The sequence below is a fragment of the Tardiphaga sp. genome (assembly GCF_044340795.1).
Lineage (GTDB): Bacteria > Pseudomonadota > Alphaproteobacteria > Rhizobiales > Xanthobacteraceae > Tardiphaga.
Genome location: NZ_JBIISY010000229.1, coordinates 1 through 9,278, shown reverse-complemented (window position 1 = coordinate 9,278; position 9,278 = coordinate 1). Strand labels below are relative to the sequence as shown.

Annotated in this window: 12 protein-coding genes; 6 read left to right on the top strand and 6 right to left on the bottom strand. The window is 62.4% G+C overall.

Annotated features, from left to right (window positions below):
* Positions 1–431: hypothetical protein (locus ACIQ17_RS26520; RefSeq protein WP_398472303.1), on the top strand; the 431-nt coding region annotated here is incomplete at its 5' end.
* A 172-nt stretch (positions 432–603) separates the two neighbouring features.
* On the opposite strand, the gene ACIQ17_RS26515 is transcribed toward ACIQ17_RS26520, so the two are convergent.
* Both ACIQ17_RS26515 and ACIQ17_RS26510 read right to left on the bottom strand, forming a co-directional pair.
* On the bottom strand, positions 604–1,053 hold the full coding sequence (locus ACIQ17_RS26515; protein ID WP_398472302.1) for a hypothetical protein: 450 nt from the start codon (positions 1,051–1,053) through the stop codon (positions 604–606).
* Between the two features lie 122 nt (positions 1,054–1,175).
* The gene (locus ACIQ17_RS26510; protein ID WP_398472301.1) at positions 1,176–1,796 is read right to left on the bottom strand and encodes a 2-hydroxychromene-2-carboxylate isomerase; all 621 of its coding nucleotides are present in this window, start codon (positions 1,794–1,796) and stop codon (positions 1,176–1,178) included.
* Between the two features lie 404 nt (positions 1,797–2,200).
* On the opposite strand from ACIQ17_RS26510, the gene ACIQ17_RS26505 reads away from it, so the two are divergent.
* The 5 genes from ACIQ17_RS26505 to ACIQ17_RS26485 all read left to right on the top strand — a co-directional run bounded on the left by ACIQ17_RS26505 (position 2,201) and on the right by ACIQ17_RS26485 (position 4,814).
* Complete coding sequence (locus ACIQ17_RS26505; RefSeq protein ID WP_398472300.1) at positions 2,201–2,575, top strand: AtpZ/AtpI family protein; 375 nt, start codon at positions 2,201–2,203, stop codon at positions 2,573–2,575.
* Between the two features lie 91 nt (positions 2,576–2,666).
* On the top strand, positions 2,667–3,416 hold the full coding sequence (locus ACIQ17_RS26500) for a F0F1 ATP synthase subunit A (RefSeq protein ID WP_398472298.1): 750 nt from the start codon (positions 2,667–2,669) through the stop codon (positions 3,414–3,416).
* 66 nt (positions 3,417–3,482) lie between these two features.
* Positions 3,483–3,710 (top strand): F0F1 ATP synthase subunit C, encoded by a 228-nt coding sequence (locus tag ACIQ17_RS26495; protein WP_006022884.1) that lies wholly within the window; start codon positions 3,483–3,485, stop codon positions 3,708–3,710.
* 69 nt (positions 3,711–3,779) lie between these two features.
* Positions 3,780–4,322, top strand: a complete 543-nt coding sequence (locus tag ACIQ17_RS26490; protein WP_398472296.1) for a F0F1 ATP synthase subunit B' — start codon at positions 3,780–3,782, stop codon at positions 4,320–4,322.
* Positions 4,323–4,325: 3 nt separating this feature from the next.
* Positions 4,326–4,814, top strand: coding sequence for an ATP F0F1 synthase subunit B (locus ACIQ17_RS26485; protein ID WP_398472294.1), 489 nt, complete (start codon positions 4,326–4,328; stop codon positions 4,812–4,814).
* A 192-nt stretch (positions 4,815–5,006) separates the two neighbouring features.
* Here ACIQ17_RS26485 and ACIQ17_RS26480 read toward each other — a convergent pair whose 3' ends face one another.
* The 4 genes from ACIQ17_RS26480 to thrC all read right to left on the bottom strand — a co-directional run bounded on the left by ACIQ17_RS26480 (position 5,007) and on the right by thrC (position 9,162).
* Entirely contained in the window at positions 5,007–5,693 is a 687-nt protein-coding gene (locus ACIQ17_RS26480; protein ID WP_398472292.1) for a hypothetical protein, read from the bottom strand.
* A 141-nt stretch (positions 5,694–5,834) separates the two neighbouring features.
* Entirely contained in the window at positions 5,835–6,422 is a 588-nt protein-coding gene (locus tag ACIQ17_RS26475; RefSeq protein ID WP_398472290.1) for a GNAT family N-acetyltransferase, read from the bottom strand.
* Between the two features lie 35 nt (positions 6,423–6,457).
* On the bottom strand, positions 6,458–7,747 hold the full coding sequence (locus ACIQ17_RS26470) for a M16 family metallopeptidase (RefSeq protein ID WP_398472289.1): 1,290 nt from the start codon (positions 7,745–7,747) through the stop codon (positions 6,458–6,460).
* Entirely contained in the window at positions 7,747–9,162 is a 1,416-nt protein-coding gene (gene thrC, locus ACIQ17_RS26465) for a threonine synthase (RefSeq protein WP_398472288.1), read from the bottom strand. The genes ACIQ17_RS26470 and thrC overlap by 1 nt, the downstream gene beginning before the upstream one ends.
* Between the last annotated feature and the right edge of the window lie 116 nt (positions 9,163–9,278).

The following is a 9,278-nucleotide window of genomic DNA, read 5'->3' as shown; positions in this document are numbered from 1 at the left end:
GCCCTTCCTTTCCTGAGACCCCAAGTAATTTCCTGAGACCCCAAGTAAAAAGCCCCGGCGTGAACCGGGGCTTCCCACCTGAATGCGATCAGCGCATGCCCGCTGAGCCCGACCCGCTGCCGGCGGAGTTGCTCGGATTGACCGAGCTGTTCGATCCACCCATCGAGTTACCGTTGTTACCGGCTCCTGCCGCGCCTGCATTCGGGGCGGTGCGCGTCGCGGACGAGCCCGTGGTCATCCCGATGCGGTCCGACTTGCCGTCACGGTTCATATCCTTTGGAGCCATGTTGTTGTGCTGGGCCGATGGCGTCGGCGATCCCGGCTGCGTCGGCGTGGTCGATTGCGCTGCAGCGAACGACGTCGAGAGGGCGAGAGCGAGCGTGCTGGCGATGATTGTCTTCTTCATGGGTTCCTCACTTCATTTGTCGTGATGTCTGTGGGGAAAACATTGCGCAGGATCACACGTTCCGAAGTTTTTGTGCCCTTGTTGAGGGAACGGTGGACCGAATTACCGTTCACCGCAGCGACGCGTTTCTGCCGCTCCTCTAACCTCTTCCCGCCCTGCGCGGGGAGAGGTTAGAGGCTCCGCCGCTTCTGAACGGCCTAAATCTTCCCGCCATAATCGCGCTGCAGCCGTCCGGCCATTTCCACCAGTCGCCGCCACGCATTCTCGACAGTGCTCATCATGCGATCCATGTCGCGATCGCTGGGCAGCGGGATCTCGATCTTGCGTTCGCTCTCCTTGAGCTTCGGCGCCACGTCGCTCTTCGCAGCGAGCTGCGTCTTCAGCGACTCATTCTCTTTCTGCAGCCGCCCGATTTCCGTATCGAGCGCGGCACGCTCATCCGGCACCACGCGGCAGGTCCAGCCGTTGCCGGCGTCGGCACAGGTCGAGACGGTGCCGGTGCGCGTATCGAGACGCACCACGCCATCCTTCACTGGAGACAATGTGTAGCGGCCGTTCTCACCATCGGGCAGCGATTGCGCGGAAGCGCTGGCAATGCCGAGCAGGGAGATCACACACAAGAGAGGCACTGAATGTGTAGTTTGCATTGGAGTGCTCCATTGTATCGCGGGGCCGTAGGGCGGATTAGCGGAGCGTAATCCGCCGGCCGAGCTCATAACTGGAACTCCGCGGCGGATTACGCTTGCGCTCATCCGCCCTACATTCGAGCTTATGGCTGCTTGAACGGTGCGCGTCCTGACTTCAACGCATCACCCAGCAACTCGATCCGGTCCTGCCCCCAGAACACTTCGCCATTCAGCACGTAGCCCGGCGAGCCGAACACATCGCCCGCCTGCGCGTCCTGCTGGTTCTGCGCGTATTTCGCGGAAATCTCCGCCGAGGGCGAACGCTCGACGAGTTGCTTGCCGGGAAGCCCAGCCTCGTCGGCAAGACGCGCGAGCACAGCGGGATCGGCGAGGTTCTCTTCTTTCTCCCACACCGCCGCATAGGCCTTGCGCAGGAAGGCATCGGGATCATGCCCGGCTTCCAATGCGGCGATCACCGTGCCATCTGCAAGCCGGCCATCGAACGGCCAGTTCTTCGGCTGCAGCTTGAAATCGAGTCCGCGCTTCTCGCGCCAGCGTTGCAATTCGAGCATCCGATAGCGCTGCCGCACCGGATGCCGCTTGCCGAGCGGCAGGCCGCCGGTCTCGGCGAACAGCTCACCCAGGAACACCGGCTTGTAATTGACCGTGAGGCCGTAGGTTTTCACGAGCTCCATGAAGGGCTTATGGCCGATATAGGCCCATGGCGACGGCAGCGAGAAATAGTAATCGATGGATTGGGACATGAAGGCTCCGGCGGGATTAAACGCACCGTGAGCGTATCCCGGATGGAGCGGAGCGCAATCCGGGAAGCATGCGCCGGTGCCGTAGGATGGGTTGAGCGGAGGCGCAAAGCACCGGAGCGATACCCATCACCACCAGCGCCAGAGGTGATGGGTATCGCTTCGCTTGACCCATCCTACGATCTTCTGCGATCTGCGCTCTAGATCATGTTGAAAGTCATTCCCGCGCTGCGTCACCCGCGCGCAGCGAGATTTGAATTTCGCCAATAAAATCAAGTGAATCAAAGCACTAAGCAACGATCAGCGAATCTTGACTTGGCATGAGGCGCTAAGTATGGTCCGCGCGGCTTTAGAGGGCGACGGGGCGTTATTTTCCGGGAATTGCAGCATTTTTCGGGTGTCGGAATATGAGTGACGGCACAGGAAGACACGGCAGCAATCACGGCAATGGCAGCCAACCCGACCCCGATGAGGCTGCGCTTTCCGCACGACTCGGAAGCCTCAATGACCGACTGTCCAAGACCTTGGGCGATCGCAAGTTGCAGGCCGATCAGTCTGACAGTGGAAGCGGAAATCCGCAGGCCAGGGCGTCCGCCATGGCCGTGGGGCTCCGCCTCTCTTCGGAACTGGTCGCGGGTGTCGTCGTCGGGACGATTCTGGGCTGGCTCTTTGATCGTCTGCTGTCGACATCGCCTTGGGGGCTCATCGTCTTCATGCTGCTCGGCTTCGTTGCCGGCGTGATGAATGTGATGCGGTCGGCCGGCGTCGGGAAGAAGCCATAGGATTTCGCGCATCCTGCGCAACTGATCGATTGCCGGGCATCCCGGCGGGGGCAACGCCGGACTTTCCGGCCGAGATGAAAGACCGAGCTGGATGGCCGATCCGATCCACCAATTTGAGATCCAGAAGATCTTCACCCTGGGCCATATCGGCAACCAGGAAATCGCCTTCACCAATTCCTCGGCCTACATGTTCGGCGCCGTCGCCGTCATTTCGATCCTGATGCTGGGCGGCAGCGCCGGCCGTCACCTGATCCCGACGCGCTTCCAGTCGATGGCGGAACTCTCCTACGAGTTTGTCGCAAACACGCTGAAAAGCAGCATCGGCGAAGAAGGCATGCGCTTCTTCCCGCTCGTGTTCTCGCTCTTCATGTTCATCCTCACTGCGAACATGATCGGCATCATTCCCTACACCTTCACCACCACCAGCCACCTGATCGTCACGGTCGCGCTGGCGCTGCTGGTCTTCCTCACGGTGTTCATCTACGGCATCTACAAGAACGGCCTGAAGTTCTTCAAACTCTTCGTCCCGCACGGCATTCCGATCTACATCCTGCCGCTGATTATGGTGATCGAAGTCATCTCCTTCCTTTCCCGTCCGGTTTCGCATTCGGTGCGTCTGTTCGCCAACATGCTGGCCGGCCACATCACCCTGAAGGTGTTCGCGGGCTTCGTGACCTCGCTCAGCGCGCTCGGTGCCGTCGGCGCCGCCGGTGCGCTGCTGCCGCTGGCCATGACCACGGCGCTGACCGGCCTCGAACTGCTCGTTGCCTTCCTGCAGGCCTACGTCTTCACGATCCTGACCTGCATTTATCTCAACGACGCCCTTCACCCCGGCCACTAAGGCCGGGCGCGAAATCCACCCTCAACCGACTTTCTCAAATCTACCTATCCAAGAAGGAGTTCTACCATGGATCCAGTTGCAGCTAAGTACATCGGTGCCGGTATCGCTTGCCTCGGCATGGGCGGCGCAGGCATCGGCGTCGGCATGATCTTCTCGCAGTTCCTGAACGGCGCGCTGCGCAATCCGTCGGCCTCCCAGGGCCAGTTCGCCAACCTGATCTTCGGCTTCGCCGTGACCGAAGCGCTCGGCATCTTCTCGCTGCTGATCGCTCTGCTGCTGCTGTTCGCCGTCTAAGCTGACACCTGATCTGGCGGCGCGCTCTCCAATCCCGGAGGCGCGTCGTCGATCGAGAAGGAGACTGCTGTGGCGCAAGGTCAGAGCACATCCCATACCCAGGCCGATGGCGGGCACAAGGCTTCGTTCCCGCCCTTCGAGAGCAGCACCTTCGCTTCACAGCTGGTGTCGCTCGCGATCGCTTTCGGCCTGCTCTATCTGATCGTCTCGCGTCTGGCGCTGCCACGCGTCGGCGGCATTCTCGCCGCCCGCAAGCAGGTTCTCGACACCGACCTGGCTGAAGCTGCCAAGCTGAAGGCCGATTCCGACGCCGCTCTGAAGGCTTACGAGACCGAACTCGCCAATGCCCGCGCCAAGGCGCAGGCGATGGCGACCGAAGTCCGTGAGAAGCTCACTGCGGAACAGGATGCAGCCAAGGCCAAGCTCGAAGAGAGCCTGAATGCCAAGCTGGCAGCGGCGGAGCAGACCATCGCTTCGACCCGCGCGACGGCCATGAGCAATGTTCGCGGCATCGCTTCGGATACGGCTTCTGCCATCGTCGAACGTCTCACCGGCAACGTGCCGGATGCAGGCGCCGTCAACGCCGCGCTCGACGCGTCGCTGAAAGGATAAACGATGTTCGGTTTGCAAGCTGAATTCTGGGTTGCCGTAGCGTTCTTCCTGCTGCTCGCGCTGTTCGGTTACATGGGCGTTCACCGCACCATCCTGACCGCGCTCGATCATCGCCGTGACCGCATCAAGCAGGATCTCGACGATGCCCGTCGCCTGCGCGATGAGGCTGCTGCCCTGCTCGCGGACTACAAGAAGCGTCATGCTTCGGCGGAACGCGAAGCGCAGGACATCATCACCTCTGCCAAGGAAGATGCCGAGCGCATCGCTGCCGAAGCCAAGGTGAAGATGGAAGATTTCGTCGCCCGTCGCACCAAGTCTGCGGAAGCGAAGATCGCGATGGCGGAAGCCCAGGCTCTCGCCGACGTCCGCGCCGCCGCTGCCGAAGCTGCTGTCACCGCCGCCACGCAGGTGCTGTCGCAGTCGGTGAAGGGCGGTGTCGCCGACAGCCTGATCGAAAAAGGCATCGGCGAAGTCCGCGCGAAGCTGAACTGAGCGAAGCGATTTACGAAAACAAAAGCCGGCGCGATGATCTCGCGCCGGCTTTTTTGTTTCTGGGACAAACTCCGCCCCTCATGGTGAGGAGGCGCACAGCGCCGTCTCGAACCATGAGATGGCCGGGCTCCGAGCCCGCGGCCATCCTTCGAGACGCCGCTACGCGGCTCCTCAGGATGAGGGCCTCAGCTCTTATCGCCGCTTGCGCGTCGGCTGCGGCTTCAACGCCTGCGGATCGAAGCCGATATAGAAGACATACGAATCATTCGCCGCCGCTGACGGTGCCGGATAGCTGAAGTCCTCGCCGACCAGGCTGTATTCCACATTGGTCTGCCCGCCCATCGACACCGACGTCGTGAACACCTTGGTGGCGATCGGCTTCGGATTGACGCCTTCCTGCACCACGGCGACGCGCAGCGGCACCTCCACCGTTTCCGGCGCCCCGGCCGGCCCGACGATGACACGGCCCTGGATGCCGATCTTGATCGACACCTGGCCATTGACGAGATCGCAGGAGCGTGCGGTGCGCGTGATGGTCGCCTGATAGGCGAGATCATTGCCGACGCCGGGCTTGCCGCCCGCGCCGACCGCATAGGTGCCGGCGCCCGGACGGATGCTGACGACCGGACAGGTCAGTTCGCTATCCGCGCCGCCCGCCGTCGTCGCCTGGGCCGCCTGCGGGCTGCCGACTTCGCTCGACTTGCCGCCGAACAGCTGGCTGAAGCGGTCGCCGAAGGACGGGCTGCTGCCGCCGGACGAGCTGCCACTGAACAGCGCACCGCCGCCGCAACTGGCGAGAAAAACGCTGGAAACGGTGACAAAAAGCACGCTTTTCAGCGCGCGAAAATCACGCGCAGGCTTGCGACCGAATTGTGGCATGATGAGAATATCCCCGGATCGTCAGATAGTTAGCGCCGCCTCACCCCCAAGGCCGTGCGAGCGCGTTATAGCAGCGTCCTTGCGGCAATCCAAAGGCCGTTGAGGCCGCAGGGCGGCTGACTTGCGCAATTCTTGCGGAAACTAACCCCGGAAGTCTTCGTGAAGCATCCCGAACAACAGGTGATCCTGCCAGACCCCGTTGATGCACAGATACCGCCGCGCCAGCCCTTCGCGGGTAAAACCGCATTTCTCAAGCACCCGCACCGACGGCGTATTGGTGGGAATGCAAGCCGCTTCAATGCGATGCAGGCTGAGCTCGCCGAACAAGGTCGGCAACAACACCCGCAAGGCCGTGGTCATCATGCCCTGCCCGGTGAATTGCTGGCCGACCCAGTAACCGATCGTCCCCGCCTGCACGATGCCGCGGCGGACATTGGCCAGGGTGATTCCACCGACCAAAGCGTCGTCGGATTCCCTAAACACCAGAAAGGGATAGGCCCGATCCGCGGAAATATCCTCGGCATAGCGCCGCAGCCTCCGGCGAAAGCCCGACCGGGTCAGATCATCTGACGGCCAGATCGGCTCCCACGGCGTGAGATAAGCACGGCTGCGTTCGCGCAGATCGGCCCATTGCGGAAAGTCGCCCATCACAGGCGCCCGCAACGACAGCCCATAACCGCGCGGCGCCAGCGCAGCCGGCGCACTCATGGGAAGTCGAAACAGAGCCATCAGGTCACTCTCCGACGTGGAGCTGCGGGACACGCTTAGTGTAGCAGCGTCTTGTCCCGCACGCCGGTCAATCCTTCCGCAAAAGCCACCGCCGTGTCCAGCCCCCGGCCACCGCCGAGCGCTGCCACGGCCGGACGGCTGCGGGTGAGCAGGCCACGCGCGGCATCGCGGGCTGACTCCACACTGACGGCATCGATACGCTGGATCAGCTCTTCCGCCGTAAGCGGACGACCATAGGCCAGCATGTGCCGCGCCAACTGCTCGGCGCGCGAGCTGCAGCTTTCCAGCGCCATCAGGAGACCGGCCTTCATTTGCGCCTTGGCGCGGGCGATCTCGGCGTCCGTCAGCGTCTCCACGGATTCACGGATGATGTCGACGATGACTTCCATCATCTCCGGTGCATCATTCGGATCGGTGCCCGTATAGAGGCCGAAGAAACCCGTGTCGCTATAGGGCGCATGGAAGGAATAGATCGAATAGCACAGGCCGCGCTTCTCGCGGACCTCCTGGAACAGCCGCGACGACATCCCGCCACCCAGCACATTGGTGAAGACCTGCAGGCTGAACAGTTCCGGATGCGCCTGCGGCAGGCCCTCCAGCGCCAGCGTCAGATGGGCCTGTTCGAGATCGCGATGCACGACCTTGGAGCCACCTTTGCCAAATGATGCGGGCTGCGGCTTCGGTGCGGCCGGCCCTTCAAAGCTGGCGAAGCGATTTGAAACCTCATGCACGACCTGGCGATGGTTCACCGCACCGGTCGCCGCCACCACCATGTCCGGCCCGCGATAATGCGTGGTCAGATAGTTCTGCAGCATGTCGCGATCGAATCCCTTGAGGGTCTTTGCGGTGCCCAGCAGCGACCGGCCCATCGGCTGGTCGGGATAGCAGAGCTCGTTGAGATGCTCGAACACGACATCGTCCGGCGTATCCTGCGCCGCGCCGATTTCCTGCACGATGACGCTCTTCTCGCGCTCCAGCTCTTCCGGCTCGAACGTCGGATTGGCGAGGATGTCGCTGAGCACTTCAAGCCCGAGCGGCACATCGGCTTTCAGCACGCGGGCGTAGAAAGCCGTGGTCTCGGTGGAGGTCGCCGCGTTGAGATCGCCACCGACAGCCTCGATCTCCTCGACGATCTGCCGCGACGAGCGCGTCTTGGTCCCCTTGAAGGCCATGTGTTCGAGCAGATGCGAGATGCCATGCTCATTCGGCTTCTCGTCGCGGCCGCCGACGCCGGCCCACACGCCAAGCGCGGCCGTTTCCAGATGCGGCATCGAATCAGTGACGACAGTGAGACCCGACGGCAGTTTTGTAACTTCGACACCCATCAGGCAGCTCCCTGCTTTGCGGCGCGGCTGACGGACAGCACGAACTGCTCGATCTCGCTCTGATCGTTTTTCATCACCTTGATTGCTTCGGTCTTCGTCATCAGGTCGCCGAGATAGGCTGGAAGGTCCGGGCGCTTGCCGCAGGCGGCTTCCACCGCATCGGGGAATTTCGCCGCATGCGCGGTGGAGAGCACGATATTCGGCACATGCATCTCCGTGGTGTCGCGATCGGCGACGGCGAGTGCCACCGCGGTATGCGGGTCGATCAGATCGTTGCTCTCACGCCAGGCGGTGCGGATGGTTGCAGCGGTCTCTTCTTCATCGGCGCGACCGGATTCGAAATCGGCGCGGATCGCGGTCAGGAGCTTCTCCGGCAGCACGAAGCGGCCGGACTGCTTCAGCGAATCCATCAGCCCGCGCACCAATGCGGTATCGCGGCCGGAAGCCTCGAACAACAGGCGTTCGAAATTCGACGATACCTGGATGTCCATGGACGGTGACGACGAGGCGTGCACCTCGCGCACCTCATAGATGCCGGTCTTCAGCGTGCGATCCAGGATGTCGTTCACATTGGCGGCCACGCGCAGCTTGCGGACCGGCAAGCCCATGCGCTTGGCCACATAGCCCGCAAAGATGTCGCCGAAATTGCCGGTCGGCACGGTGAAATCCACGCTGCGGCCGGGCGCACCAACGGCGACGGCCGAGGTGAAGTAATAGACGACCTGCGCCACGATACGGGCCCAGTTGATGGAGTTCACGCCCGACAGCGAGACGGCATCGCGGAACGAGTGGTGATTGAACAGGCCTTTCACGATGGCCTGGCAATCGTCGAAATGGCCTTCGACGGCGAGCGCATGGACATTCGATGCGCCGGTCGTGGTCATCATCCGGCGCTGCACATCGGAGATGCGGCCGTTCGGGAAAAGCACGATGAGATCGACATTGTCGCGGCCGGCAAAGGCATCGACGGCGGCGCCACCGGTGTCACCCGACGTTGCAACGACGATGGTGGTGCGCTGATTACGCTTGGCCAGCACATGATCCATCAGCCGCGCAATGAGCTGCATCGCCACGTCCTTGAACGCCAGCGTCGGGCCATGGAAGAGCTCGAGCACGAACTGGTTCGGCGCGCTCTGGTCGAGCGGCACCACGGCGGGATGGCGGAAGGTGGCATAGGCCTCGTTGGCCATGCGGCCGAGATCCTCGTCGGAAATCTCGCCGGCCACGAAGGGGCGGATCACCTCGACGGCGACTTCCCAATAGGGCCGGCCGAACAGCGACGCGATGGTGTCTTTGGAGAGCTGCGGCCAGACCTCGGGAATGTAGAGACCGCCATCCCGGGCAAGTCCGGTCAGCATGACATCGCAAAAGCCGAGTTTCGGGGCCTCACCCCGCGTCGAGATATAGGTCGTCAAGGCGTCCTCCAAAGGCGCGGGCTTCCCGCCAAGCCTTTGATCTGAAAGAGGTTAACACTTCGGTCGGATGGAAACGAAGGCGCACCATAATGGGTTTCGGGCGCGAGGGGAAATGG